A 26,334-nucleotide genomic window follows, 5' to 3' on the forward strand; every position below is an offset into this window, starting at 1 on the left:
TCCTCCACATAGCTCTGCTATGCGTCCGGTTTGCTGCCTCAATCGGACAGAAAAATCTGTGCCAATCTGACGGACTTCATTTTATCAGTGATTCCCTTGAAAAGATTTGTGTTCTGTTGTATAATACACATAGAAAAAGGTGCTATCGTGTAAACGGTCAGCCCTCTTATATTGGGATATGTAACCCGCTTAAGTTCGCTGCTTGGGGCGGGTTACTTTTTTGTTAGAAGCAACACTAGAACGACGAAAAGCAACAAAGTTACATTCGTTTCGTTCATAGACAACCACCGCCCTTCCGGGCTTGGATTGACCGTCCACCGAATAGATAGCACCACCTGTATTATAACACATGAGACAGTCTGTGTACTGTCTTTTTTTGTGCGAAAAACATTCGTAAACCAAAATAAAATAAATTGGTTGACAGTAAAACACGAAACGTGTATGATAAAGCAAGTTTATTTCACCGATAAATACGCTTGGAGGTATCTGAACATTATGAAGCTACGAGAAATAATCCTTTGCGGGCTATTCATCGCACTTGTTGCGGTCGGCGCATTCGTCCGCATCCCCGTCGGAACGGATGTCTACACGCTCCAGTTCCTCTTTACGCTGCTGGCGGGGCTGATGCTCGGCGCACGACTTGGGGCACTTGCGGTGGGCACATACGTCCTGATGGGGCTGGTCGGGATTCCGGTCTTTGCCTCGGGCGGCGGTCCCTCGTATGTGCTTCAGCCGACGTTCGGCTATCTTGTGGGCTTCATCATTCAGGGCTGGGTGACGGGCGCATTCGTCCGCACGGGCGCACCGACCTTCCGCCGCGCACTCACCGCGTGTCTTTTGGGCATGGTGGTGGTCTATGTCTTCGGCATCTCGTATTTCTACTTTGCATCGAACTATATCATCGATGCGCCGATCGGTTTCTGGGTGGCGATCTGGTACTGCGGCGTGCTGCAGGTTCTGCCGGACTTTCTGCTCTGTGTTGCGGCGGCGTACATCGGCGTACGGACGCAGCGGGCGGGGCTTTGGTTGTAAAAGGAGCGTAGCATGGGCAAGGCATTATTTATCACGGGCACAGGCACGGACATCGGCAAGACCTATGTCACAGGGATGATCGTGAAGAAGCTGCGCGATGCAGGTCTCTCGGCGGGCTACTACAAGGCAGCACTCTCAGGTGCGGAGGTCGCCGCTGACGGGACGCTCCTGCCGGGCGATGCGCTCCATGTGACGCACGCTGCGGGTCTTGCGCCGGAGGATGCCACCGTCTCCTACATCTACCGCAATGCCGTATCGCCCCATCTCGCCGCGCAGATTGAGAGCCGTCCGATGGATTTCGACAAGGTGGAGCAGGACTACCGCACGGCGAAGGAGCGGACGGATTATCTGACGGTGGAGGGGAGCGGCGGCATCATCTGCCCCCTGCGCTGGGACAATGAGGAGCACGTCATTCTGGACGATCTCGTCCTGCGTCTCGGGCTTTCCGCGCTCGTCGTCGCGGATGCGGGGCTTGGCACGATCAATGCGGCTGTGCTGACGGCAGAGCATTTGAAGATGCGCGGTATTCCGCTCAAGGGCTTTATCTTCAACAACTGGACGGGCGGCAGAATGCAGGAGGACAACGTAACGATGGTTGAGGCACTGACGGGGGCGCGTGTGCTTGCCTGTGTAGAGCACGACGCTGCGGAGCTGCCGATGGCGGCGGATGCAGTTGCCGCACTGTATCAGTAAAGGAGAGAAAAGGAGAGAGCTATGCCGACGATTGAGGAGCGCGACCTGCGCCATATCTGGCATCCGTGTGCACAGATGAAGGACTATGAGCAGCTGCCGCCGATGGTGATCGACCATGCAAAGGGGGCATGGCTCTACGATGTGCACGGGCATTCGTATCTCGACATCGTGAGTTCGTGGTGGGCGAACCTCCTTGGGCATACAAATGAAAAGATTAACGCACGGATCAAGGCACAGCTCGATCGACTGGAGCACGTCATCTTTGCGAACTTCTCTCACCGTGGTGCCATCGAACTCGCCGAGCGGCTCGCGACCCTCGTGCCCGAGGGGCTCACAAAGTTCCACTTCAACGACAACGGTTCCTCGGCGGTCGAGGCGGCGCTCAAGATGGCGTTCCAATACTGCCAGCAGACGGGGCGCATGGAGAAGACGCGCTTCATGTGCCTCACGGAGGGCTACCACGGCGAGACCATCGGCGCGCTCTCGGTGGGGAGCATGGATCTCTTCGCCGAGATGTACAAGCCGATGATGATGGACAACATCCACGTCGAGGCGCCCGACTGCTATCGCTGCCCGTATGGGAAGCAGCGCGGGAACTGTGACTGCGCGTGCATCGAGCACGCGGAGCGTGCATTCGCCGCGCATGGAAAGGAGACGGCGGCGATGATCGTCGAGCCTCTGTTGCAGGGAAGTGCGGGTATGCGCATCTATCCCGAGGAGTATCTCAGAAAGCTGCGCGCCCTCTGCGACGAGCACGACGTTCTCCTCATTGCGGACGAGATTGCGACGGGGTTCGGGCGCACGGGACGGCTCTTTGCGTGCGAGCGTGCAGGCATTACCCCCGACCTCATGTGCCTCTCGAAAGGCCTGACGGGCGGGTATATGCCGATGTCGATCACCGTTGTGAAAGAAAAAATCTATGAGGCATTCTACGCCGATTGGAGTGAGGGCAAGGCGTTTATGCACTCTCATACGTATGCAGGCAACCCGCTCGGCTGTGCGGCGGCGCTCGCCGTGCTCGACATCATGGATGAGGAGAACGTACTGGAGCGCGCCGAGGAGACGGCGGCGTGGCTCACGGAGCGCATGACGGAGGCGTTCGGCACGCACCCGAACGTCGGTGAGATCCGCCACATCGGGCTGATTCACGCCGTCGAGCTCGTCGAGGATTGCGCAGAGAAGCGTCCCTTTGATAGTGCACGCCGCCTCGGCTACGCCATCTATCGCCGTGCGCTGAAGAACGGGCTGCTCCTGCGGCCGCTCGGCGATGTTCTCTACTTCAACCCGCCGCTGAACATCGGGAGAGACGACCTTGAAATCGCCATCGAGCGCATGAAGCTCTCGATGGACGAAGTCCTCGGCGCATAACATTGCATAAAAAAGACGCATCCGCGCGGGTGCGTCTTTTCATATTCATAACTTTTCCGTTATCCCAAGGTGCATATGATTGAACGTTGCACCGTTCAATGCTATAATGACAGCGTTTGTATTTTGAGCGAGGAGGTGCGGCGATGCCGATGGATGAGTTTGCGTGGCGTGTGAGACTTGCGCGTCGCCGCAAGGCGCATCAACGAAAATTTGCCCTCGCGGCGGGGCTGATCGTCGTGATGATTGCAGCGCTCGCGTGGTACTTTGCCTACTACATCCAACGTCCGGAGTACGCCCTCGCGCAGGCGGCGGAGGCAGTTGCGCAGCACGATTTGGCATCGTTTGAGCGCCGTGTGAATCTCGCGGCGGTTGCGGATGCGGGCTACGATGATCTCACCTATGTTCTCTTTGCACGTGATACGCACCTCAAGGAGTCGGAACGGGTCACCTCCGGTAAGTTCTATGAGAAAATCAAAGGGAGCGTCACAGAGGGGTTCGTGCGTACGATTGCCTATGCTGTGGAGCATGAAGTGTGGATGGAGCCGGAGGGCGTGGACGCGCTGAAGGGGCGGCAGCTCGGCATTGATTTCGAGTACCTGATGGAGTGCAGTCATCTGCGCGATACGGAGCTGCTCGCGCTCGGTGAGATTGTGCGCGACGGGAGCGCATCGGTGGCAACGGTTACGGTGCGCGATGGCGGCACGGGGTTGGAGTTCCCCCTGCAGCTGCGTATGGAGAAGGGGGATGCGGGCTGGCAGGTTGTGCGCGTGGCGAACTACCGCTCCTATCTCGAGGCGGTTCAGACGGCGACGACGGCGGATGTCTCGCGCTATATCGAGGCGACGCGACCCATCGTCGACCGCTACAACGGCGTCTTCCGCTCGACACAGAGCGAGTTCCGCAGCCTGACGGAGACCGCGTGGAGTACCTATACGATCGAGCGCCGCAAGGCTCTGATCCGCCTCCTACAGGAGGATATGATCCCCGTTCTGAAAAAGTATCAGCGTGAGCTGGACGCGGTGGAGGTTCCGCGCGGCGCCGCCTATCTCGCCGCTCAGCGTAAGGCGGCTACGGAGGCTTCGATTGCCTCCTATGAGAGCTTTGTACGCGGGTTGGATACGGGGATGCCCGAGGACTTTGCGCGTGCCGAGACCTTTCACAAGCAGGCGCTCACCTACGATCTGCGCGTCGGCGACATGATCCGCCGCGGGGCAGTGAATGCAGAGACCCCTGCGACGCCGTGAAGAATACACAAAAGGTCTTATGATACGAATAGCTGCGTATCATAAGACCTTTTTCTATGCGCCAATCTGCTCTGCAGTGCGGCGCATTGCTTTGCGATAGCCGTAGAGAAGGACTGCGACCATGACGAAGAAACTCGCGTTGTAGGCGTTGTAGACGACGTGCATGGAGTGGAAGCCGACCGTGTCCCAACCCCAGCACCACGCGACGCGAAAGAGACAGTAGGCCGCGAACGCGGCGACCATAGGCGTGAGGGTGTCGCCGAGTCCCCTGATCGCGCCGATGTAGACCTGATTGATGCCATAGAGCCAGTAGAAGGCGAACGTCCAGTAGACGGCGTCGAGGGCGTTCGCAATGACAGCGGGATCGTCGGTGAAGAGCGGGATGAGCGTCGGGGCGGCGAGACCTGCGATGAGCGCTATAAAGAGTGCGCCAAATCCCGCAAGGCGAAGACTCGCACGCAGCCCCGCGCGTACACGCGTAAGGTCGTGCGCACCGACATTCTGGCCGATGAAGCTCGTGAGCGCAATTCCGAACGCAAAGAGCGGATAGTAGAGGAAGCCCTCGATGCGCGCGTAGACGGTCATGCCCGCCATCGCCGCATAGCCGAAGCTGTTGATGTAGGTCTGGATGACGAGCGAGGAGATGCTCATAAAGACCGCCTGCAAGCCCGCGGGAATGCTCGTGCCGAGGATGGGCATGAGGTGTGCGGGCTGAAAGAAGGGGCGAACGATGGTGAAATGCCATGCGCCGTGGAGGTGGAGGAGCTTGTGCAGGGCAAGGAGCGCCGACGCGTACTGCGCGATGATGGTCGCCGCTGCAGCACCCGCAATCCCGCAGGGGATGACGATGAGGAGCAGGATGTCGAGTGCAATGTTGAGCACGACGGCGGCAGCGAGGTAGTGCAGGGCGCTCGTTGTGTTGCCGAGGGCGCGCAGGATGGCGCTTGCCGTATTGTAGAGGAGCTGCGCGAGCATACCGAGCAGCGCGATTCGCAGGTAGAGGCTTGCCATTGGGATCAGCTCGGCGGGCGTTACGAGTGCCGTGAGCAGCGGTTCGGTCAGCACGATGCCCGCAGCCGTGAAGAGGACAGCGAAGGCGAGCACGGTGACGAAGATGCTCTGTACGAGCCCGCTCAGATGCGCATACTGTTTTTCCCCGTAGAGATGGGAGACGAGCACGCTGAGTCCTGCCGAGAAGCCGATGAAGAAATTGACAATGACGGAGAGGATGAGGCTCGCCGTACCGACGGCGGCAAGGGCGCGCGCCCCAAGCACCTGCCCGACGAGGGCAGTATCCGCGATGCTGTAGAACTGCTGCAGGAGCTGCGAGAGCAGGATGGGCAGCATGAAGATGAGCAGCTGACGGATGATCGGCCCCTTTGTAAAGTCCTGCTGATCGGCGCTGTGGAAGAGCAGGACGTGCAGATGATGCAGATTGTGATGGAGAAAGTCATACGTAAGCGGATTTCGCACGCCGTAGATGTGCTCGCGGCGTTTCAGTGCGCAGAGCTTGTTGAGCATTTTCTTCATAATGAGATATTTTATCACATAGCGATGTAATATGGAAACAAAAAAGCAGGAGAATCGCCTCTCCTGCTCTGTATGGGGAATCATCCTTAGAATGCAGGGATGATTGCGCCCTTATATTTCTCGTTGATGAAGTTCTTGACCGCCTCGGAGTGGAGCGCCTTCATGAGGGCCTGAATCTCGGGACGGTTCTCATCGCCCTGACGGACGACAAGGATGTTGACGTACGGGGAGGTCTTGTCCTCCATGAAGAGGGCGTCGCGCGTCGGCACGAGATCCGCCTGCATTGCCCAGTTCGTGTTGATGACGGAGATGTCGACATCGTCGAGCGTGCGCGGAAGCTGCGGTGCCTCGATCTCCTTGAAGACGAGCTTCTTCGGATTGTCGACGACATCCTGCACGGTTGCGGCAGCGCCGACGCCGTCCTTGAGCTTCAGCAGACCTGCGCGCTCGAGGAGGAGTAGGGCGCGTCCGCCGTTGGTCGGATCGCTCGGGATGGAGACCTGTGCGCCATCCTTCACTTCGTTGATGTTCTTGATCTTGTGCGAGTAGATGCCCATCGGCTCGACATGGACGCCGAGGACGTTCGCGAGCTTCAGCTCGGGATGCTCGGTGACGAAGTTCTTGAGGTACGGCTCATGCTGGAAGAAGTTCGCGTCGATTTCCTTGTCATTCGTCGCGAGGTTCGGCTGCACGTAGTCGTTGAACTCGACGATTTCGAGTTTGATGCCTTCCTTCTCAAGCTCGGGCTTTACGACCTCGAGGATTTCAGCGTGGGGAACGGGGGAGGCGCCGACCTTGAGAACCTTCTCCGATTTCGCGGCAGTGTTGTCCGCACCGCTGCCGCAGCCGACGAGGGCGAGCGTGGTGAGCGCGAGGACGAGGGTGAGTAATTTCTTCATAAAAACCTCCTTTGGTTCCGTGACACGAGTCCAACGCAAACGCCTCATTACGCAAGTGATCGCGCGCTTGTATGCTCAAATACCGGCGAATTTCAAACGCGCTTCGCTTGAACGGTAGAAATCCGCCGGGGCATACCGCGCGCTTTACTCACTTGCTCCACTAGGGTTTGCTTTTGGACACGTATCTCGGTGAAACAACACGGTATCTATCTCTTATTCAGTCGTGCGGCGAGGCTGTTGCCCGCAAACTGCACGAGCTGGACGAGAACGATGAGGATGACGACAGTTGCAATCATGATTTCGGGGCGGAAACGCTGATAGCCGTAGCGAATCGCGAGATCGCCGAGACCGCCGCCGCCGATCGCGCCCGCCATTGCGGACTCGCCGACAAGGGCGATGATGACTGTCGTGAGCTGGCTGACGATGCTCGGCATGGACTCCGGCAGCAGGACGCGCGTGATGATCTGCATCGGCGTCGCGCCCATTGAGAGCGCCGCCTCGATGAGTCCGTGCGGCACCTCGCGCAGCGAGGTTTCCACCTGCCGTCCAATGAAGGGGACGGAAGCGATGACGAGCGGCACCATGGCCGCTGTTGTGCCGATGGCGGAGCCGACAATCAGGCGGGTCAAAGGAATGATAGCAACCATCAGAATGATAAAGGGAATGGAGCGCACGGCGTTGACGACTGCGCCGACCGTGCGATTGACCATCGGCGCGTCGAGAATCTCCCCCTTGCTCGTGACGTGCAGGAGCACGCCGAGCGGAACGCCGATGGCGGTCGAGATCGCCATGCTGACAATGACCATATAGATTGTTTCGCCCAGCGCCTTAGTGAGGAGCGGCATCATTTCGGCGGACATAGCCGATCACCTCCTGTTTCAAATGCTGTGCGGAAAGATACGTAATCGCAGCCTCGATCTCCCTGCGCTCGCCGCGCATACCGATAATCATGCGCCCGAACGGCAGCTCCTTAATCTGGTCGAGCGTGCCGAAGAGCATCGTGACCTCGATGTCGGGGAAGAGACGGATCATGTCCGCGAGCACGGGATTGTCCGCGCTCTCCCCGAGGAAGGTGAGGCGCAGGAGCATGTAGCTGTCGGGACTCGGCGTCTCCTCGATCGGATTGCCGCGAAATGCTGTCGGAAGATCGTTCGAGAGGAGGACGCTGATAAATTCCTTCGTGATCGGTTCGCGCGGCGCGGTGAACACGTCCACCACGTCGCCCTCCTCGGCGATGACACCGCCGTCGATGACAGCAACGCGATCGCAGATGTCCTTGATGACCTGCATCTCGTGCGTGATGACAACGACAGTCAGCCCCATGCGGCGGTTGATGTCGCGGATGAGCGCGAGGATGGACTTCGTCGTCTGCGGGTCGAGCGCGGAGGTCGCCTCGTCGCAGAGGAGTACCTTCGGATCGCTTGCAAGTGCGCGCGCAATGCCGACGCGCTGCTTCTGTCCGCCCGAGAGCTGCGAGGGATAGGCGTCCGCCTTGTCCGCAAGTCCGACGAGGGCAAGCAGCTCCGTCACCTTTGGCTTGATCTCATCGGCGGATTTCCCCACGAGTTTCAGTGGGAAAGCAACGTTGTCATAGACGGTCGCGGAGGACAGCAGGTTGAAATGCTGGAAGATCATGCCGATGTGGCGGCGCTCTTCACGCAGTTCGCACTCACTCATCTGCATGAGATCGCGTCCGTCAATCAGCACCTCACCGCTCGTCGGACGCTCGAGCATATTGATGCAGCGGATGAGCGTGGACTTCCCCGCGCCCGAGAGGCCGATGATGCCGTAGATGCTCCCACGCTCGATATGGAGGTCGATCCCGCGCAGCGCGTGAATATCTCCCTCGTATGTTTTGACAATATTTTTCAGATGTATCATTATGGTAGCGTTCCTTTGACTGAGATTCCGATTAAACGTAGCACAGACGCGGCTTTTTGTCAATGTTTTCGCTAACTGATGAAATGTGTTTACGTTAAAATCTTCCTATTCATAAATAAAAAAGATTCTGTTGTCACTGAGGGCAATCTCGGCTATAATAGGTGCAGACCATAGCAGAATACTCTCCTCTGTGAGAAAAGATGTTGCTAATGAGAATCATTTACGGTATAATGAACTACCAGACGATTTTTCGGGGGCGTTTTATTGCGCCTTGGCGCAGAGGGGGATATGACAATGCGTTGTCCAGATTTTGAGCATTTGCTCGGTTATCACGCTGCACCCCTGCTGGCGGGTCTGACGGCGGGCAGTCTGCTGTCGTTCCAGAAGAGCCGCTTTCAGGATTTTGAGGCGCTGCTTGCGTCCTACGAACCCTGTTTTTCCTGCAAGGGAATCTCGACATTCCACGTGGCAGAGGGAGAGGAGTACGTCCTCATTCTCTTCTATCGCGCTGAGCTTGTAGCCCGCGCACTCGCTGTGCCGGAGGCGCAGACAATCCTGTGTGAGGCGGGCTACCGTATCACGGACAGCATGGAGGAGCGGCTCGAGTTCCTGCGTCTCCGTATGCGCGTGCGCAAGACGCTCCCGCCGGAGGTCGGACTCTTTCTCGGCTATCCGCCGGCGGATGTACGTGAGTTCATTACGCGGCGGGGGCAGGATTTCGTCTACAGCGGATACTGGAAGGTCTACACGAACGAGGCCGAGGCACGGGCTCTCTTTGAGGAGTACTCGGTCTGTACTCAGGAGTTCTGTACGCGGTTGGAGGCGGGACGGCCTCTCGCCGAGTTGGTGCAGGCAGTATAGAGGGAGAGGATGATCTCCCGGTATTCTATGAGGAGGATTTCACATGGCAAAGGTAGCAGTTGTGTACTGGTCCGGCACGGGCAATACGCAGAAGATGGCAGAGGCTGTTGTCGAGGGGGCACAGGGCGCAGGCGCTGACGTCGAGCTCTTCGAGGTGGACAGCTTCACCGTCGATCAGATCGACAGCTACGACGGGCTGGCACTCGGCTGCCCCTCGATGGGCGCTGAGGAGCTCGAGGAGGGTTCGTATGAGCCGTTCTTCGCAGAGGCTGTCGAGAGCGGCAAGCTTTCCGGCAAGCCCGTCGTGCTCTTCGGCTCGTGGGGCTGGGGCGCAGGTGCTTGGATGGAGACGTGGTCCGAGCGCACGACGGAAGCAGGCGCAAAGCTTGTCAACACCTTCATTGTCGAGAACGAGCCCGACGAAGAGGGCGTGCAGGGCAGCAAGGATCTCGGCGCAGAGCTCGTCAGCGCGCTCTAAGACGCACTGCATTTTACGATGGAAAAACAGAGTCGCTTCGCGCGGAGCGGCTCTTTTTCTATGCACCGCACAGTTATCTGGCAGGAATTTTTAGCCTGTATAGAGAATCTATACAGATATGCGCTTATGCGGTTATAGATGCTTATGTTGATAGAGATAAAGGGAAAGGGTGAATGATCTATGGGGACTGAGGCAACGGCAGCCGCCGTGCAGACGGTGGGCTTCCTGCACCCCGTGATGGCGGATGTGATGACGATACTCTCGTTCGTTCTCGTCGTGGCGAGTGTTGCGATCGCTGCTGTTGCGACGCACTATGCGTGGCGGCAGACAGGAGGGACGGTCGACGTCATCGAGGGACATGTCTCGTGGCTGCGCACGGAGGCGGAGCGACTTTCGGCAGAGATTCAGGCTTCCGTGGCAAAGGATAGTCAGACGGCGATTCAGGTCGCCGGGCTCAAGGAGCAGGTTGGACAGCTGGAGATTCGCATCGCACAGATGGAGGAACAGGCAAAGCTGTTTGCTGCCGACCTGGATGAGCTGAAGACGCGCCCTGTCGCCGCGCCGCCTCCGCCGCCGGAGCCCGAGCCAGAACCGATGCCTGAGCCCGAGCCGGAACCTGCACCCGAGCCGGAGGAGGAGGTCGACCTCGACGCCCTGCTCGAGAGCAAGCCGATCTGGCAGGATCTGCTCGACGACTATCACGCACTGCGCGAGACCTTCTCCCCTGAGCGCGGTGCGGAGCTCTGCCAGCCGCTTATCGATAAGTATGCGTTGCATCTTCTCATCTGCTCGGATCATGCAGCAACGGAGAACGGCAAGACGATGCCGAAGTTCGAGACGGTCGATGATGTCAACGAGGCGACATTCTGGGCGTACGACATCCCGGGCCAGCCGAACGACTTCGCTGTCATCCCGAGCCCCATGTTCCCGTACGACCAGAAGATGCACGAGGAAGCGGGCATGAAGGAAACCTTCGCCGCACGCTACGAGGTGGGCAAGAGCTACGACAAGCTCACTGTCGATATGCCCGCGCTCTTCTCCCTGCGCAAGGACAAGTGGAATATCGAACAGCCGGGTCTGCTGAAGTTTGTGGAGTAAACTGCATACGAGAGCATCGAAGCTGCCGCATGAGGAGAACCTCTGTGCAGCTTCTTTTTCTTTGTGCTGCGGAAGATTTCCGCGATGTACGGAAATTTTTCGCCTATGGTATTTGCCCTGTGCTTACTATACTGAACGAAAATGAGGAAGGAGGTGTGCTTTTGATTACCGAACGTCAGCGCAGAATTCTGGGCATTCTAAGGAATCGCTGATAAAATGAAGTCCGTCAGATTGGTGCAGAATTTTTGTCCTGCCAAGGAAACAAACCGGACGCATAGCGGGGGGCTATGTGGAGGATTTGTTGCCACAGGCAGGGCGAAAAGGATGCGCTAAGATGATCGGGCTAAATTTATCAGTGCTTCCTTAAGGTCATGGACATATGCCGCGAAGCACCCGCCGTGTGCAGCACGTTCTACCTCTACTACGACAGCGTGGACATGCTGAAGGATGATATCGAAAACACCGAGATGTACGAGATCGTCCGCCATACGGATGCGGTTGTCGATGTGCCCCTCGAGGTTGATATGATGTCTTTTCTGCGGGACACGATTGCATATATCTGTACGAAACAGGCGCTTTACTATGCCTTTCTGGTTCACGAGCCGAATGCTGACTTTATCGCGAAATGGAAGAACGCCATCAAAGAGCATATTCGAAAACGTCTGCGCGTGCTAGGGCTTCGCCCGAAAAACACAGAACTGCGTCTCGAGATCCTCGCCGCAGAGGCAATCGGTATCTATACCTTCGTCCTCACTCATCCGCACGAGATCGACGAGGAGGATATTGCCCAGATCGCCGTGCACGCGCTGCGGCTGATGGAGGGGTGAGAGGCAAAAGAAAACACGGAGCGCCGAAAATGGTGCTCCGTGTTTTGCTATTCAGCTCGATCATTTTCTTGGTCGCTGATTTGGTCAGTGCTGCGACCAACAACACACATCTATTTCTTCTTTTTCCCGTGTTTCTTGTCATCTGCGTCCTTGAGGCACGCCTGCAAGAGAATCTGGTTGATGAGGATGTCCGTGTTCGTGGGGGCGATGGCGGCACCGTCTGTGAGAGCTTTCCATGCGCCTGCGTAGTCCTTTGTGTGTATGAGGGCGACGGCGAGGGCACTGTAGCTGTCCGCGTTCTGTGGGGCGCGGCGGATGGCGTCGCGCAGCGGAGCAACCGCCTTCGCAGGGCTGTTCTCGGCGAGGAGGGTGAGCCCGTAGTTGTGGAGGGCAGCGGCATCGTCGGGGGAGATCTTCAGATAGACTTCGTAGGCGCGGTGAGCCTCCTTGACGTTTCCTGCGCCCGTATGGGCGAGTGCGATGCCGAGGTAGGGCTCACTGCGCTTCGTGTTGCGTTTCTGTGCGGCGGTGAAGTCGGCAAGTGCCTCGGCGTAGGCTGCGCGATGCAGATAGACGAGCCCGCGATAGATGTAGTTGTCGGCATCGCCCGCCTGCATGATGTGTGCGTTCGCGGCGCGCAGAGATGCATCGGAGCCGTCGGGCTGACGTGCACGGTCGCGGATGACGATGATCTCCTGCCCGTAGTTCTTGCCGGGGACTGCCCAGACACCGTTGAGCTGTGTCCAGCGTGTGAGCTGTCCGTAGATGTCGGGGCGGTTCGTGCGGATGAGGTCGTAGCGTGGGTCAACGATGGCGACGCGTGGTCGCTCCGTACGGCTGTATGCGAGGAGGTGTTGAATGTGGGCGCGTGCCCCTGTGCGGATGTTGGGGAAGGAGAGCCCCTTTGCACCGCCTCCCGTTGCGCCGAGTCCGCAGAAATTGTTCTGCTTCCAGTCCACGTCACCGCCGTATGCGAAGAAGCCCGTCTCCTTGAATGCCTGTGCAAGTGCGACATCGGCACGCACGCCCTCGTGCTCTGCCTCCTCGTAGTAAGCGTGGACGAGTTCCTCGGGCGTGCCCGTGAGCTTCGGCTTCGGGTTGCGGCGCAGGAGGTAGGCGAGCATCTGCTCCTCGGTCGCCGCCGCCTCGCCCATGATGGTGATTTCTGTCGGCTCTGCCGTGGGCATTGGGAGAATGTCGAGGTTCGCTTTCGGTGCGGCGAAGTGCAGTCCTGCGGCAAGTTTTGCATCCACGGTCATCCCCTGCGGAATCGTGGCGGGAAAGGCGGGACGCGGGATGGCGGCAGTTGTCTCTGCTGCCGCTGTGTATGCGGGGGCAGAGAGGAGTGCGGCGGCAGTGAGGGCGGCGGGAATGGATTTGAAGAACACGGGCATTTTCCTTTCGGTGCTTGATATTTATCTATGTAGTGCAAGCCCCACGCGAACGCTTAGGAGCTTTGTACTGCTCCGGCTACTTCGTCCCGTAGAGCATACCGACGCCGCGCAGCATGAAGCGGACGGCGGGTGGCATCTCGATATTGCGCTCGGTGTTCGGAATGTAGGAGACATCGGCGATGCCCTGCTCCTTGAGATAGGCGACGAATACGTCCATATCGCCGTACATATCCCTGTTGCCAAATGTGTCGTGCAGGGCGAATGCGCCGCCCTTTTTCAGCACGCGCAGCGCCTCCTCGACGAGCATGAACTTATCCTTCTGCGTGCGTACCTCGTGAAAGACAAAATTGCTGACGACAGCATCGAAATAATTATCGGGAAAGTCGAGGTTTGCCGCATCCCCATGCTGGAATGCGCAGCGCTCCGAAACGCCCTCGGCGGCGGCATTGGACTCACACTGTGCCTGTCCGTAGTTCCACATCGGCGGCCAGTAGTCGATGCCCTGCACCTCTGCGAGCGGGAAGCGCTTTGCCGTTGCAATCGTGAGCGCGCCCGAGCCGCAGCCAACGTCAAGCGCCCTGCCGAGGCCGTCCCACGGCAGCTGATCAAGCAGATAGGCGTGGATGCGGCGCATGAGCCCGCCGCCCTCGAAATCGAATACACGGCGGCAGTAGTACATATAGAGGACGACGATGGTCGCGATGCCGGCGAGGATCGCGAGGATGAAGAAGGGCGCGGTCACGCGGTCGTATATGACCGCATAGAGCACCGTGAGTACATAGAGTACGGCAGCGATGGCGACGAGTGTCTTCATCATTGGTGTGGAGATCCAGTTGCCATAGTTCGTTTTCATATTTTCTCCTCCTTTGTAAGCGAGGCAATGACAGCATCTACTTCGTGATTGACCTCTGTGCGCAGCGCCCTGAGCACGGGTGAGAACGCAGCCTCCTCGATGCCATAGGTGCGCTGGAGATCATATTCGAGCGGCAGCCACGTCGCGGGATCACCCTCGTTATGCGTGATGACCGCCTCCATGCGGTCGAGTGCCTTCGCGAGTCGTGCCTCCTCTGTTTCGCACGCGTCCATCTCAGCAAAGAGGTCGCGCACCTCAGCCGCATATGGGGGCGGGAGGGATTCAATCCACGTATCGCGGAGCGCGTGCTCGCGTGCACGGTCGGCATCCGTTTTCTCGAACGTCGGGATGTCGCCCGTAAAGACCTCGCCCATATCGTGCAGGAGCGCCATGAGGAGGACGCGCGTGAGATCGGCGTTGGGAAATGCGTCACGCAGGAAGTACGCCATCAGCGCCATCCGCCAGCTGTGCTCTGCGACACTCTCCTGCCGCCCCGACTTCATCCACGCGTGACGCGTGCGCTCCTTGAGACCGGCGATACAATGCATAACAGCGAGGTATTCCTTTGGTGACATAGCTGCTCCTTTTTTGTATGAGAAAGTATCTCTATTATAGCACAGGTGCGGTGCAAGTGGAAATGCGCTTGAAATGAAAGTGTTTCCCATTGCCCTTGTCAACACGCCTCTCATATAGTATGATAGGAAACTATAGGAATCGGGGGATTCCTATCAGGGAGGAATGTGTGTGAGTCAGAAAATGGGCGTGCTCGGCCCCGTGGGGACGCACAGCGAGGCGGCAGCGCTCTATCTCATAGAGTGGCAGCAGCTCGACCGCGAAATCGTCTGCTTCGCCGACATCGGTGAGTGTCTGCATGCGGTGGAGACAGGGGCAGTGGACGCTGCGTTCGTGCCCGTGGAGAACTCACTCGAGGGCGCGATTGCCGTGACGCTCGACACACTCGCGCGCTCGGATACGCTGCGCGTTCGGCGGGAGGTCATCTGGCCCGTGCACAACTATCTGATGGCGCGCGCAGACGGCGAGATTCGTGCAGTCTACTCGCACGCACAGCCCATCGCGCAGTGCCGCGACTTCCTTCTGCGGTACTGTCCGCAGGCGGAGATCATCAAGACCGCGAGTACGGCGCGCGCGGCGGAGATTGTCGGTGCGTCTCCCGCAGAGGCGGGTCTGGCGGCAATCTGCACACGCCGCGCGGGGGCTTTGAACGGTCTCATTGAGATCGCGGGCAAGATCGAGGATCGCGGCTCGAACTGCACGCGCTTCTTCGAGGTTGTGCGTGACGGGACTGTCGCTCCTCCGGCGGAGCCACCTGATACGGTACTCCTCGTCTGCCAGATCGACGGCGCACGCGCGGGGGCGCTCTACAATGTGCTCGGTGAGTTCGCACGCCGCGCGGTGAACCTCACGCGCATCGAGTCGCGTCCTGCGCGCACAGAGCTCGGCGCGTATATGTTCTTTTTCGATCTGGCCGCGCACAGCTCGCCCGATGCCTTGCGCGACTCCATTGACGCTGTTGCGGAAAAGAGCGTCTGGCTGAAGGTGCTCGGTGCTTTTCCGGTACACACAGCACACAACGAATAGTGAAGGAGAAGATACAATGGTCGTTATTATGAATTCGGATGCTACACAGGCAGATATCGAGGGCGTCATCCGCGCTATCAAGGAGAAGGGGCTTGAGGCGAAAGTCATGGAGGGCGCGCGGCAGAAGATTGTCGGTGTCATCGGCGACAAGACGAAGCTCGCGGCGACCCCGCTCGACGCCATGCACGGTGTTGAGACGACCGTTTCGATCTCCAAAAGCTATAAGCTCGCGAGCCGCGAGTTCCATCCCGCGCCGACAGTTGTTGATATCCGCGGCATCAAGATCGGCGACGGCACGCCCGTCGTCATGGCAGGCCCCTGCGCCGTCGAATCACGCGAGCAGCTGCTGGAGACGGCAGAGCTCATCAAGTCGGGTGGTGCGCAGTTCATCCGCGGCGGTGCGTACAAGCCGCGCACCTCGCCCTATGCGTTTCAGGGGCTCGAGGAAGAGGGGCTGAAATACCTCGCCGAGGCGCGTGAAAAGACCGGGCTCGCTGTCGTCACCGAGGTGACAGTTGTCGAGGCTGTGGATACGGTCGCTGCCTACGCAGACCTCCTGCAGATCGGCGCGCGCAATATGCAGAACTTCGGTCTCCTGAAGGCGGTTGGACGTGCGGGCAAGCCCGTCATGCTCAAGCGCGGACTCGCCGCGACCATCGATGAGTGGCTGAACGCCGCTGAGTACATCATGAACGAGGGCAATCCGAACGTCATCCTCTGCGAGCGCGGCATCCGCACCTATGAGACGTACACGCGCAACACGTTTGACATCAGTGCGATTGCAGCGATCAAGCATCTCTCCCATCTGCCGATCATCGCCGACCCGAGCCACGGCACGGGCAAGTGGCGCATGATTAAGCCGATGTCCCTCGCCTCTATCGCGGCGGGTGCGGACGGACTCATCATCGAGGTGCACCCGAATCCTGCGCGCGCCCTCTCCGACGGCCCGCAGTCCCTCACGCCCGAGAATTACCGCGACCTCATGGCGAGCGTGCAGAAGCTCAGCCTCTTTATGGAGGATGAGGCGATCGAGCCGATGGTGATGGAGTAAAAACATCATAGAAATAGAAAAGGAGACAATCCGCGCAGATTGTCTCCTTTTGATTTCGGACTATGACGCTCAGACCTCAGCGATCACCTCGATCTCGCAGAGTGCGCCGGCGGGCAGTGCCTTTGCCGCGACGCAGGAGCGGGCAGGCTTGCCCGTGAAGTGGCGGGCATAGACCTCGTTGAATGCGGCGAAGTCGCCCATGTCCGCGAGGAAACAGGTGGTCTTGACGACGCGCGTGAGGTCGGTGCCGGCAGCTGCGAGGACGGCGCGCAGATTCGCACAGACCTGCGCTGCCTGACCCTCGACGGTGGTCGCCGTGATCTTGCCGACGACGGGGTCGATGCCGATCTGTCCCGAGGTGTAGATGAGATTGCCGACGCGCATTGCCTGGCTGTAGGGGCCAAGGGCTGCGGGGGCGTGGTCAGAGTGAATTGTTTCCATAAAATGCTCCTTTCATCTTGGGTATCGGAGCGCCCCTATCGGCTCGCAAGCTCGCCACTTCCCCCGCTCTGGCGGGGGAAGCTAATATGCCGTAATGCAAAGCCTCCCCTGCCGAAGCGGGGGAGGGGAACCGCGCAAGCGGTGGAAGGGGCGCCCTTATGCAACTCTACTTACGCAATCGTCGTGACGCGGACGGCGACGGAGCCGCCCTCGTTGTAGGTCATACCAGCGACCATGACGACCTTATCGCCCTGCTTGACGTAGCCGTGTGAGAGTGCGCCACGCGTGCAGGACTCAATCATGTCCTCGACACTCGTCCACTTGCGTCCCTGCATGGGGTAGACACCCCAGCGCAGGTTGATGTGACGCGCAATCATCGGGCTTGGTGCGTAGGCGACGATCATCGCCTTCGGGCGGTACTTTGACACAACGCGCGTCGTGTAGCCGGACTGGGTCGGCGTGAGAATCGCGGCTGCACTCGTCTCATAGGCAAGCTGAACGGTCGCGTGCGATACGGCATCCGTCACCGAGGAGCGCTCGCGGATGCTGCGCGAGCGGATGATCGTGTCGTACTCAAGCGATTCCTCCATGCGCAGGGCAATCGTGCTCATCGTCTTGACCGCCTCGACAGGGTAGTCGCCGCTCGCCGTCTCACCCGAGAGCATGATCGCGTCAGCACCGTCGAAGATCGCGTTGCCGACGTCCGAGACCTCAGCGCGCGTCGGGCGCGGGTTCGTCGTCATGGACTCGAGCATCTGCGTCGCAACGATGACGGGCTTGCCGACCGCATTGCACTTGCGGATGATCTCCTTCTGGATGACAGGCACGTCCTCGGCAGGAACCTCGACGCCGAGATCGCCGCGTGCGACCATGATGCCGTCCGAGACCGCGAGAATTGCGTCAAAATTGTTGACACCCGCGAGATTTTCGATCTTCGGGATGATCTCCATGTGACCGCCGTGCTTTGCGATCAGATGGCGAATCTCCTCCACGTCCGCCGGACGCTGAATGAACGACGCCGCAACGAAGTCCATGTCGTTCTGGATGCCGAAGATGATGTCGCGCTCGTCCTGCTCGGAGATCGCGGGCAGACTCAGCTCGATGCCCGGCGCCGCAACGCGCTTGCGCGTCGACATGGGGCCGCTGTTCTGAACCGTTGTCACAATGTCCTTGCCGCGGATTTCATCAACGACAAGCCCGACGAGACCGTCCGAGAGAAGCAGCGTGTCGCCCGGCTTCACCTCACTATAGAGCTTCTTGTGATTGACACTGACGTGCGTCGCGTCGCCCGGCGTGTCCTCGTAGGTCAGCGTGAACTTCTGTCCCTTTTCGAGCTGCACCTTGCCGTCTGCGAACTCGCCGAGGCGCATCTCGGGCCCCTTTGTGTCGAGAATGAGCGAGATCACCTTGCCCGAGCGCTCCGCCGCCGCGCGCACCTTGTTGATGCGCACGAGATGCTCCTCATGCGAGCCGTGCGAGAAATTGAAGCGCGCGCAGTTCATCCCGTTCTCGATGAGTGCGTCCACAATTCCCTCGGGATCCGTCGCCGGACCCTGCGTGCATATGATTTTCGTCTTTTTCAGCATAACATATCCCCCGCTTTTTATCCCTGAAAATTGAAGCTATTGACATTCTACACTCTTTTGCACGAGAAGTAAAGGTTATTCCTATCAGGAGAGCACTTGGGATGGGCTTATCATATGCGATCAACTGTGATATAATTAAATAAAAGTGAGGGGATAAGATGATTCATCCGATTTGCAAGATAGATATTGCATTATACTCCGTTGTCACATCGGATATTCAAACAGATGAGGTTATCATCACGGACGAACGTATCGAACACATCCGCGCACATCATGGAGATGATTTTGAAATTTATAGAGAATATTTTTCAGAAATTTTGAGAGCACCGGACTATATTTTAGAAAATAAGCCAAATACTGCGGAGATACTGAAAGAAATTGTTCACAATGGAAAGAAATGTAAACTGATATTGCGCCTTCAAACATCAACCGATCCCCCGATCTATAGGAATGCAATCATAACCTTTCTACACATTCGTGACAGTGAGTGGAACCGGCTTCTGCGAAACAAGAAAATACTTTACACAAACAGTAACCTAATGATATAATGTAAGCAACCTAAATAGTAATCTGAGGTGGGAGATTCCGTCCAGCCCACACGCCGATGGTATGACAGGGGAAACCCGAGTAGATGCAGGAGACTTGGACGCCTGCCGGATTACTATGATCGGCAGCCGCTCAGCAATGGGCGGCTTTTTATATTCCCCGCGCAAGAATACACGAATGCAATTTGACAAACAAAACACTTTTCTATTATGATGAAGCGTATTCTTTTCAGAAAGGGTGGTTTTATGGACTTCCTCAACTCTCTTGTTGGCTCAATCAACGATTTTCTGTGGACTTATATCATCATCGTCGTGCTCGTCGGCTCCGGACTCTGGTTCACGCTGTCGACGGGGCTTGTTCAGCTGCGCGCACTGCCGGAGATGGTGCGTCTGCTTGCGGGCGATCTCGGACGGCGTCCGAGCGGACGCAAGGCGATCTCGTCGTTTCAGGCGTTCTGCGTCAGCACCGCCTCGCGCGTCGGTGTCGGCAACATCGCGGGCGTTGCCATCGCCATCGTCACGGGCGGACCGGGGGCTGTCTTCTGGATGTGGGTCATCGCCTTCATCGGGACGGCGACGGGCTTCGTCGAGAGTACGCTCGCCCAGATCTACAAGATTCCGCGTGGACACGGACTCTTTCACGGCGGCCCTGCGTACTACATTCAGAACGCACTCGGTCAGCCGGCGGTGGCAAAGCTCTTTGCCGTGCTCATCTCCATCACGTTCGGTCTGATCTATGTATCGGTGCAGGCAAACACCATCGCGCTCTCGATGGAGAAAGCATTCGGCATCGACACGTGGGTCATGGGTGCGGTGCTTGCAGCGCTCTCGGGTGCGGTCATCTTCGGCGGCATTCAGCGCGTGGCAAACTTTTCGACCCTGCTCGTCCCTGTAATGGCGGGCATCTACCTCCTCATTGCACTCATCATCATCGTGTTGCACATTGACCAAGTACCCGCGATGTTCGCGCTCATCCTGCATGACGCGTTCAGCCCGCAAGCGGCAGTCGGCGGCGGCATCGGCACGGCGATTCTCACGGGGATTCGGCGCGGCCTCTTTTCAAACGAGGCGGGCGAGGGCTCGATCCCCAATGCGGCGGCGACGGCGAACGTCACGCACCCCGTCAAGCAGGGGCTCGTGCAGGCGTTCGGTGTCTATGTCGATACGTGGATCGTCTGCTCGGCAACGGCATTCATCGTGCTCCTCACGGGGCAGTATACGATTGGCGGCGATACAACGGGCATCGCACTCGCACAGGACTCGCTCGCAAGCGTCTTTGGTCCGTGGGCGTCCAGTCTCCTCGCCGTGCTCATCTTCCTCTTTGCGTTCAGCTCCGTCGTCGGCAACTATTACTATGGCGAGATCAACATCCACTTCATCACCGAGAACACGAAGCCCGCGCTCTTTGCCTACCGTCTCGCCGTCGTCGCGATGGTCTTCTTCGGCTGTGTGGCGGCATTCGGACTCGTGTGGAACCTCGCCGACCTCTTCATGGCGATGATCTGTCTCACGAACCTCTACGCCATTGCGCGGCTTGCACCGCTCGCACGCATCGCGCTCACTGACTACTTCGCGCAGAAGGCGGCGGGAAAGAACCCCGTCTTCGATCCGAGCATCATGCCCGAGCAGCATGGCATAAAGGCATGGAGCGAGAATCAGTTCCACGCGCAGAAACACTGAAGATGTTCGTTGAAAAATAAAATATGAACACATATGCAATTATTGCGAAGAGTGAACAACTTGGAAAATAATTGCATTTTTATTGCAGATATATTTCCTTTTCGAAAAAGTTGTGGCAGCATTGTCCCAGATTAAAATTAGGGTATTTATGGATTGTGCTGAAAAGCACGCACAGGAGGCGAATTATTCGTTCAAGGAAATCCAATCAAGACGACTGGCTCTTCTCGTTGCGATCGCACTGACGGGCGGTTCATTCGCGGGGGCAACGAATGCGTATGCGCAGGATGTGGTGAATGATGGCATTGCACAAGCTATTTATGGCGGCTTCTCCTTTGCAAGACAATCAACGGGGCGTGTCTATAAAAATACAGTCGCGATTAATGGCGGGACTGTTCATGGCAAAGTCTACGGCGGCTGGACGACGGGCGCAGGCTCGAGACGGCTGCTGCGGACAAGCGCGGCGACAGCACGGGCAACAAGGTCACGGTGAACGGCTCTGCCACGGTTTCAGGCACGGTTTACGGTGGTTATACCAACGTCGCAAACGGGAAGGCAACGGGCAACGAAGTCACGATTGAAAAGACGATCATGGGCAGTGTTGTCGGCAGCAGCGGCACGATCACGAACGATAATATCATCAACCTACGCAACGCTGCGGTCAGCGGCACGGTTACGGGCGGCACGGCTGCAAACGGCACGGGCAACACGCTCGCTGTTTATTATGGCACGGGCACGACGTCGATTGGCAACGTCAGCGGCATCCAGAACCTTCATTTCAATCTTGAGAACGCGCCGACGAGCAATACGAATCCCCTGCTGAAAATCACGAATGCTGCCGCCGAAAAGAGCCTTTCGAATATCAATCTTGCCGTTCACCGCAGTGGTGCAACGCAGAAACTCGAGAAGGGTGATACGTTCACCCTCGTGGAGAACACGACGGCGGGCGGTTCGATCGGCATTGGTGACAATGTGACGGCCGAGGGCACGGACGGTGTTTCGCGCAACTATACGTACGATATCAGAAAGGATGCCGCAGTCGCGCATGTACTTGATGAACTCGACCCAATCGCATGCCTCCTCATCGAGGTCGCAGATGCCACTTGCCGTGCGCTTGACGCGCGGAAAGAGTCCAACGCGCTCGTAGTAGCGCAGGGTGTCCGTCGAAATGCCCTGTTTCTTGCTGACTTCCTTAATGGTCATGAGATCCGCCCTTTCGTGCTGTTCTTTTGAGAAGTTATACGCTCTGGAGCGGACTATAAGTCAAGCCCTTTCATAGGATTCTCATTTCATGAAATGACCCGCTATTTTCCCTTGACAAAGGCGCGCAAATCATGCTAGACTAGCAAGCGTTGCAGAAGTGAATAGATTCTGTCGATACCGTGGAGAGTTGTCCGAGTGGTTGAAGGAGCACGCCTGGAAAGCGTGTGTGCGGTGATACCGTACCGAGAGTTCGAATCTCTCACTCTCCGCCATTTTTATTGATTTTTCTCAGGGCGGGCTGCAATGCCTTGGTCTCGCGCAATGGGACCCTGTGAACCCCGTCAGGTCCGGAAGGAAGCAGCGGTAAGCGGATCGTCACATGTGCCGTGAGGGTGCCTGGGGATTGTGGCCTGCCGTGGGAGAAATCGGAATGCTGACGCAGCCTGAGAAGGGCTGCTTTTTTTATTGAGAAAAGTGAGGAGGTCTGACGATGTCGTACGTTGCGCTGTATCGCCGCTGGCGGCCGGAGACGTTTGCCGATCTCGTGGGGCAGGAGCATATCAGCCGCACGCTTGCGCGTGCCGTCACGTCGGGGCAGACGAGTCACGCCTACCTCTTTACGGGGCCGCGCGGCACGGGTAAGACTAGCACGGCAAAGATTCTCGCGCGTGCGCTCAACTGCGCCGAGGGACCGACGCTCACGCCGTGCGGTGCCTGTGACTCCTGCCGTGCGATCAGCGACGGCTCGTCGATGGATGTGTTCGAGATCGACGCGGCATCGAACCGCGGCATTGACGAGATTCGCGATCTGCGCGAGTCTGTGAAGTTCGCACCGACGGAAGGGCACTATAAAATTTACATCATCGACGAGGTGCACATGCTGACGACGGAGGCGTTCAACGCCCTCCTCAAGACGCTTGAGGAGCCGCCTCCGCGCGTGATTTTTATCCTTGCGACGACGGAGCCGCACAAGGTGCCCGCGACGATTCAGTCACGGTGTCAGCGCTACGACTTCCATCGGATTACGGTGACGGAGATTCGTGATCGTTTGATTCGCGTCTGTCACGAGTCGGGCATTGCGGCGGATGAGGATGCGCTCGCCATCATTGCCGTGCAGGCGGACGGCGGTATGCGTGACGCACTCTCGATTCTCGATCAGTGTACGGCACTCGCGGAGGGCACGCTCACGGCGGAGCGCGTGCAGGAGGCACTCGGACTCGTCGGGCGTGCATGGATTGAGAAGATGGCGCTGCAGATCTCAGGCCGTACGGCGGCCCCGCTCATCACGCAGCTTGGGGAGCTGCTGCATAATGGGCGTGAACTGCGGCAGATTCTCGCGGAACTTGCCCAGTATTTCCGCAGTCTGATGATCGTCGGTGTGGGCGGTACGCTCGGGTCGGCAGAACTGCCCGATGGACAGGCGGAGGCGTTACGGGAGGCAGCGGCGCGCTTTACACAGGATGAGATCATGGCGATCCTGCGTAAGCTGAACGAGGCGATGCAGGAGATTCGCGTCTCGCCGCAGCCGCGCATTGCGGCGGAGAGTATGCTGATTGGGCTCTGCCGGCCTGCAGATGCCGCACCTGAGGGCGCACCTGTCACAGTGTCGAATCCTGCCGATACGGCGCGCATTGCACGGCTCGAGGCAGAGGTGCGGCGCCTGACGGAGCAGATTGCAGCGGGTGGCGTGTCTGCGGCGGGGAAGGCTGCGGCACAAAAGTCTGGCGTGCAGGGTGCGCCCGCTCCTGCACAGCAGACTGCGCCGAAAACTGCGCCGCCGAAGCGCATCGCGAAGAGAGAGGCTGTAGATCCGGCTGCTCCGTCTGAACCCCGTCAACTGGATGCCGCACTCTGGAAGTCCTTTCAGGCGCGGCTCAAGGAGCGGCATCGACTCGCTGCGTCGCTGCTCTCGGGCGCGGGCTATGAGGGCGCGACCGAGACGCATTTCTTCATCCGACCCGCGACGGATATGGCGCGCGACTATATTACGAATCGGCATCGTGCGGTGTTCGAGGAGGTTATGTCGGAGCTGGCAGGGCGCCCTCTCGTCATTGTCTGTACGGGCGGTGAGGACGAGAGTGCACCGCCCCCACCTGCGGCGGAGAAGGCACCGGAGTATCCTACCCCTGTGGCGGAGCTGCTGAAGATCGCGGGCGAGGGGGCGCGTGTCGAGGAGGTCAGTGCATCCGCGAAGAAGCCTGCGCCGCAGCCGAAAGCACCCGCATCCCCTGCCGCAGAGGATGAGGCGTACGAGGTGTACGAGCCGACGCCGGATGAGGAAGCGGAGATGTTCGGGGACGATGAGCTGCCGCCGGACGAGAACACTTGACGTTATGAGCAGATTTTGTTAGGCTAGGCATATCATTTCTACAATAAAGGAGAGTTACTATGTTTAACGGCGGCGGCAATATGGCCGGCATGATGAAAAAAGTTCAGAAGATGCAGAATGAGATGAAGAAGATGCAGGACGAGCTCAAGCGCAAGACGGTTGAGGTCTCCTCGGGTGGCGGTGCGGTGAAGATCGTCATGGACGGCGAGAAGCAGGTGCAGAGTCTCGTCATTGCACCTGCTGCAGTCGATCCTGAGGACATCGAGATGCTGCAGGATCTCATTTCGGCGGCATTTAATGAAGCAACGAAGAAGGTTGATGAGATGATGGCGCAGGAGATGGGCAAGCTCACGAGCGGGCTTGGACTGCCGCCGGGACTTCTCTGATGCACACGGTTGCGCCGCTCACGCAGCTCATGGAGCAGTTTCGAGCGCTGCCGGGGATTGGGGCAAAGACTGCGGCGCGCCTCGCCTACCATGTCCTCGATATGGATATGGAGCGGGCGCGTCGGCTTGCCTCTGCGATCATTGAGGCAAAGGAGAAGATCGGCTTCTGCTCCACCTGCTTCAACCTCACGGACAACGATCCGTGCGCCATCTGCACGGCGGAAAAGCGAGACCATCGGACAATCTGCGTCGTCGAGCAGCCGCCCGACGTGGCGGCGATGGAGCGCATGAACGACTACAACGGCGTGTATCACGTCCTGCACGGCGCACTCTCGCCAATCGAGGGCGTGGGGCCGAACGACATCCGCATCCGCGAGCTTGTGATGCGCGTCGGGACGGCGGATGTGCAGGAGGTCATTGTTGCGACCAATCCGAACGTCGAGGGCGAGGCGACCGCAATGTATATTGCAAAGCTGCTGAAACCCATGGGCGTGCGCGTTACCCGCATTGCACACGGTCTGCCCGTCGGAGGAGACTTGGAATACGCGGACGAGGTTACACTCTCACGCGCAATGGAAAATAGGAGGGAAATCTGAGATGGATATTATTGCTGCTCTTGCTGTCGGTATTGTATTGTTTGCGATTCTCGGGAAACTCATCGCGCTGCCATTCCGCATCCTGTGGGCACTCATCACAAACAGCATCGTCGGTGCTGTTATCCTGTGGGTCATCAATTTGTTTGGCGTAGGCATCGAGATCACCTTCTTTAAGGCGCTCATTGTCGGCATCTTCGGCATCCCCGGCGTTATTCTCGTGCTGATCGCACATGTGATGTGAGCTCCTACGAAAAACTTGAGAAAAAAGTTGAAAAAGGGGTTGACGAGAAGAACCCTCCTGTGTTATATTATGACAGTCGCGCCGATGAGAGCTGCGCGGGGGTGAGAACCTCCACAAAGCTAGAAACGGCGCAGGATGTACCCTGAAAACTACACAATGCAAAACATGTTAGAATTGAACTAACAAGCCAGATGCAACATCGTTGATGTCAGTCAACGAACACAATTCTTTTACAAGAATGACATGATGAGCCAACTCGGCTCTCACATAGACTACGGTCTTTAGCGGAGAGTTTGATCCTGGCTCAGGACGAACGCTGGCGGCGTGCTTAACACATGCAAGTCGAACGGAGCGAATGAAAGCTTGCTTTTATGAGCTTAGTGGCAAACGGGTGAGTAACACGTAGGCAACCTGCCGACAGGATGGGGACAACATTCCGAAAGGAATGCTAATACCGAATGAAGTCAGAGAAGGGCATCCTTTTCTGATGAAAGATGGCCTCTGAATATGCTATCACCTGTC

General features: G+C 58.1%; 27 protein-coding genes, 1 tRNA gene, 1 rRNA gene and 1 other RNA gene. 20 read left to right on the top strand and 10 right to left on the bottom strand.

What is annotated here, in order from left to right; all coding sequences use genetic code 11:
* The first annotated feature begins 495 nt into the window (after positions 1 to 495).
* The 4 genes from HMPREF9163_RS09750 to HMPREF9163_RS09765 all read left to right on the top strand — a co-directional run bounded on the left by HMPREF9163_RS09750 (position 496) and on the right by HMPREF9163_RS09765 (position 4,337).
* Complete coding sequence (locus tag HMPREF9163_RS09750) at positions 496 to 1,032, top strand: biotin transporter BioY (protein WP_037346944.1); 537 nt, start codon at positions 496 to 498, stop codon at positions 1,030 to 1,032.
* 12 nt (positions 1,033 to 1,044) lie between these two features.
* Positions 1,045 to 1,725, top strand: a complete 681-nt coding sequence (bioD, locus tag HMPREF9163_RS09755) for a dethiobiotin synthase (protein ID WP_009441618.1) — start codon at positions 1,045 to 1,047, stop codon at positions 1,723 to 1,725.
* A 21-nt stretch (positions 1,726 to 1,746) separates the two neighbouring features.
* On the top strand, positions 1,747 to 3,093 hold the full coding sequence (gene bioA, locus HMPREF9163_RS09760) for an adenosylmethionine--8-amino-7-oxononanoate transaminase (RefSeq protein WP_009441619.1): 1,347 nt from the start codon (positions 1,747 to 1,749) through the stop codon (positions 3,091 to 3,093).
* Positions 3,094 to 3,236: 143 nt separating this feature from the next.
* Complete coding sequence (locus HMPREF9163_RS09765; RefSeq protein WP_009441620.1) at positions 3,237 to 4,337, top strand: hypothetical protein; 1,101 nt, start codon at positions 3,237 to 3,239, stop codon at positions 4,335 to 4,337.
* Between the two features lie 54 nt (positions 4,338 to 4,391).
* Here the strand turns inward: HMPREF9163_RS09765 and HMPREF9163_RS09770 are convergent, their stop codons facing one another.
* From HMPREF9163_RS09770 to HMPREF9163_RS09785, 4 genes are all read right to left on the bottom strand, one after another.
* The gene (locus tag HMPREF9163_RS09770; protein ID WP_037346969.1) at positions 4,392 to 5,867 is read right to left on the bottom strand and encodes an MATE family efflux transporter; all 1,476 of its coding nucleotides are present in this window, start codon (positions 5,865 to 5,867) and stop codon (positions 4,392 to 4,394) included.
* Positions 5,868 to 5,953: 86 nt separating this feature from the next.
* Positions 5,954 to 6,766 carry a MetQ/NlpA family ABC transporter substrate-binding protein gene (locus HMPREF9163_RS09775; RefSeq protein ID WP_037346949.1) on the bottom strand — a complete coding sequence of 271 codons (813 nt, stop codon included), beginning with the start codon at positions 6,764 to 6,766 and terminating at the stop codon, positions 5,954 to 5,956.
* Between the two features lie 206 nt (positions 6,767 to 6,972).
* Positions 6,973 to 7,626 carry a methionine ABC transporter permease gene (locus HMPREF9163_RS09780; protein WP_037346952.1) on the bottom strand — a complete coding sequence of 218 codons (654 nt, stop codon included), beginning with the start codon at positions 7,624 to 7,626 and terminating at the stop codon, positions 6,973 to 6,975.
* Positions 7,595 to 8,647 carry a methionine ABC transporter ATP-binding protein gene (locus HMPREF9163_RS09785; RefSeq protein ID WP_009441624.1) on the bottom strand — a complete coding sequence of 351 codons (1,053 nt, stop codon included), beginning with the start codon at positions 8,645 to 8,647 and terminating at the stop codon, positions 7,595 to 7,597. Before HMPREF9163_RS09785 ends, HMPREF9163_RS09780 begins: the two co-directional genes overlap by 32 nt.
* Before the next feature lie 294 nt (positions 8,648 to 8,941).
* Here HMPREF9163_RS09785 and HMPREF9163_RS09790 point away from each other — a divergent pair, with 294 nt between their 5' ends.
* The 4 genes from HMPREF9163_RS09790 to HMPREF9163_RS09805 all read left to right on the top strand — a co-directional run bounded on the left by HMPREF9163_RS09790 (position 8,942) and on the right by HMPREF9163_RS09805 (position 11,911).
* On the top strand, positions 8,942 to 9,508 hold the full coding sequence (locus HMPREF9163_RS09790; RefSeq protein ID WP_037346953.1) for a DUF3793 family protein: 567 nt from the start codon (positions 8,942 to 8,944) through the stop codon (positions 9,506 to 9,508).
* A gap of 43 nt (positions 9,509 to 9,551) precedes the next feature.
* Complete coding sequence (locus HMPREF9163_RS09795) at positions 9,552 to 9,986, top strand: flavodoxin (RefSeq protein ID WP_009441626.1); 435 nt, start codon at positions 9,552 to 9,554, stop codon at positions 9,984 to 9,986.
* 180 nt (positions 9,987 to 10,166) lie between these two features.
* Positions 10,167 to 11,084 carry a hypothetical protein gene (locus HMPREF9163_RS09800; RefSeq protein ID WP_009441628.1) on the top strand — a complete coding sequence of 306 codons (918 nt, stop codon included), beginning with the start codon at positions 10,167 to 10,169 and terminating at the stop codon, positions 11,082 to 11,084.
* 371 nt (positions 11,085 to 11,455) lie between these two features.
* On the top strand, positions 11,456 to 11,911 hold the full coding sequence (locus HMPREF9163_RS09805; protein WP_009441630.1) for a hypothetical protein: 456 nt from the start codon (positions 11,456 to 11,458) through the stop codon (positions 11,909 to 11,911).
* A gap of 110 nt (positions 11,912 to 12,021) precedes the next feature.
* Here HMPREF9163_RS09805 and HMPREF9163_RS09810 read toward each other — a convergent pair whose 3' ends face one another.
* The 3 genes from HMPREF9163_RS09810 to HMPREF9163_RS09820 form a co-directional block, all read right to left on the bottom strand.
* Positions 12,022 to 13,305, bottom strand: coding sequence for a glucosaminidase domain-containing protein (locus HMPREF9163_RS09810; protein WP_009441631.1), 1,284 nt, complete (start codon positions 13,303 to 13,305; stop codon positions 12,022 to 12,024).
* Between the two features lie 76 nt (positions 13,306 to 13,381).
* Complete coding sequence (locus HMPREF9163_RS09815; protein WP_009441632.1) at positions 13,382 to 14,158, bottom strand: class I SAM-dependent methyltransferase; 777 nt, start codon at positions 14,156 to 14,158, stop codon at positions 13,382 to 13,384.
* Complete coding sequence (locus HMPREF9163_RS09820; protein WP_009441633.1) at positions 14,155 to 14,733, bottom strand: HD family hydrolase; 579 nt, start codon at positions 14,731 to 14,733, stop codon at positions 14,155 to 14,157. Before HMPREF9163_RS09820 ends, HMPREF9163_RS09815 begins: the two co-directional genes overlap by 4 nt.
* 169 nt (positions 14,734 to 14,902) lie before the next feature.
* Between HMPREF9163_RS09820 and pheA the strand changes: the two genes are divergently transcribed.
* Positions 14,903 to 15,757 carry a prephenate dehydratase gene (gene pheA / locus HMPREF9163_RS09825; RefSeq protein ID WP_037346958.1) on the top strand — a complete coding sequence of 285 codons (855 nt, stop codon included), beginning with the start codon at positions 14,903 to 14,905 and terminating at the stop codon, positions 15,755 to 15,757.
* Between the two features lie 16 nt (positions 15,758 to 15,773).
* Complete coding sequence (gene aroF / locus HMPREF9163_RS09830) at positions 15,774 to 16,808, top strand: 3-deoxy-7-phosphoheptulonate synthase (protein ID WP_009441635.1); 1,035 nt, start codon at positions 15,774 to 15,776, stop codon at positions 16,806 to 16,808.
* Positions 16,809 to 16,877: 69 nt separating this feature from the next.
* Here aroF and HMPREF9163_RS09835 read toward each other — a convergent pair whose 3' ends face one another.
* Both HMPREF9163_RS09835 and pyk read right to left on the bottom strand, forming a co-directional pair.
* Entirely contained in the window at positions 16,878 to 17,249 is a 372-nt protein-coding gene (locus HMPREF9163_RS09835; protein WP_009441636.1) for a RidA family protein, read from the bottom strand.
* A 170-nt stretch (positions 17,250 to 17,419) separates the two neighbouring features.
* Positions 17,420 to 18,835, bottom strand: a complete 1,416-nt coding sequence (gene pyk, locus HMPREF9163_RS09840; protein WP_009441637.1) for a pyruvate kinase — start codon at positions 18,833 to 18,835, stop codon at positions 17,420 to 17,422.
* 158 nt (positions 18,836 to 18,993) lie between these two features.
* Between pyk and HMPREF9163_RS09845 the strand changes: the two genes are divergently transcribed.
* The 3 genes from HMPREF9163_RS09845 (at position 18,994) to HMPREF9163_RS09855 (ending at position 21,550) form a co-directional block, all read left to right on the top strand.
* The gene (locus HMPREF9163_RS09845; RefSeq protein ID WP_009441638.1) at positions 18,994 to 19,383 is read left to right on the top strand and encodes a PBECR2 nuclease fold domain-containing protein; all 390 of its coding nucleotides are present in this window, start codon (positions 18,994 to 18,996) and stop codon (positions 19,381 to 19,383) included.
* A 243-nt stretch (positions 19,384 to 19,626) separates the two neighbouring features.
* Positions 19,627 to 21,060, top strand: coding sequence for a sodium:alanine symporter family protein (locus tag HMPREF9163_RS09850; protein ID WP_037346961.1), 1,434 nt, complete (start codon positions 19,627 to 19,629; stop codon positions 21,058 to 21,060).
* Between the two features lie 148 nt (positions 21,061 to 21,208).
* Complete coding sequence (locus tag HMPREF9163_RS09855) at positions 21,209 to 21,550, top strand: hypothetical protein (protein WP_157049440.1); 342 nt, start codon at positions 21,209 to 21,211, stop codon at positions 21,548 to 21,550.
* 152 nt (positions 21,551 to 21,702) lie between these two features.
* On the opposite strand, the gene HMPREF9163_RS12010 is transcribed toward HMPREF9163_RS09855, so the two are convergent.
* Positions 21,703 to 22,260, bottom strand: coding sequence for a MerR family DNA-binding transcriptional regulator (locus HMPREF9163_RS12010; protein WP_083475874.1), 558 nt, complete (start codon positions 22,258 to 22,260; stop codon positions 21,703 to 21,705).
* A gap of 181 nt (positions 22,261 to 22,441) precedes the next feature.
* Here HMPREF9163_RS12010 and HMPREF9163_RS09865 point away from each other — a divergent pair.
* The 7 genes from HMPREF9163_RS09865 to HMPREF9163_RS09890 all read left to right on the top strand — a co-directional run.
* Positions 22,442 to 22,532 (top strand) — tRNA-Ser (locus HMPREF9163_RS09865).
* Positions 22,533 to 22,565: 33 nt separating this feature from the next.
* An RNA gene (ffs, locus tag HMPREF9163_RS11540) (signal recognition particle sRNA small type) lies at positions 22,566 to 22,665 on the top strand.
* A gap of 85 nt (positions 22,666 to 22,750) precedes the next feature.
* Positions 22,751 to 24,589: a DNA polymerase III subunit gamma/tau gene (dnaX, locus tag HMPREF9163_RS09870; RefSeq protein ID WP_009441642.1), complete on the top strand. Its 1,839-nt coding sequence runs from the start codon at positions 22,751 to 22,753 to the stop codon at positions 24,587 to 24,589.
* Between the two features lie 59 nt (positions 24,590 to 24,648).
* Entirely contained in the window at positions 24,649 to 24,975 is a 327-nt protein-coding gene (locus HMPREF9163_RS09875) for a YbaB/EbfC family nucleoid-associated protein (protein WP_009441643.1), read from the top strand.
* Positions 24,975 to 25,571: a recombination mediator RecR gene (gene recR / locus HMPREF9163_RS09880; RefSeq protein ID WP_009441644.1), complete on the top strand. Its 597-nt coding sequence runs from the start codon at positions 24,975 to 24,977 to the stop codon at positions 25,569 to 25,571. Before HMPREF9163_RS09875 ends, recR begins: the two co-directional genes overlap by 1 nt.
* A gap of 1 nt (position 25,572) precedes the next feature.
* Positions 25,573 to 25,812, top strand: coding sequence for a pro-sigmaK processing inhibitor BofA family protein (locus HMPREF9163_RS09885; protein WP_009441645.1), 240 nt, complete (start codon positions 25,573 to 25,575; stop codon positions 25,810 to 25,812).
* A 281-nt stretch (positions 25,813 to 26,093) separates the two neighbouring features.
* A 16S ribosomal RNA gene (locus HMPREF9163_RS09890) occupies positions 26,094 to 26,334 on the top strand; the annotation flags it as partial.

The sequence above is a fragment of the Selenomonas sp. oral taxon 138 str. F0429 genome, assembly GCF_000318175.2.
Classification (GTDB): domain Bacteria; phylum Bacillota; class Negativicutes; order Selenomonadales; family Selenomonadaceae; genus Centipeda; species Centipeda timonae.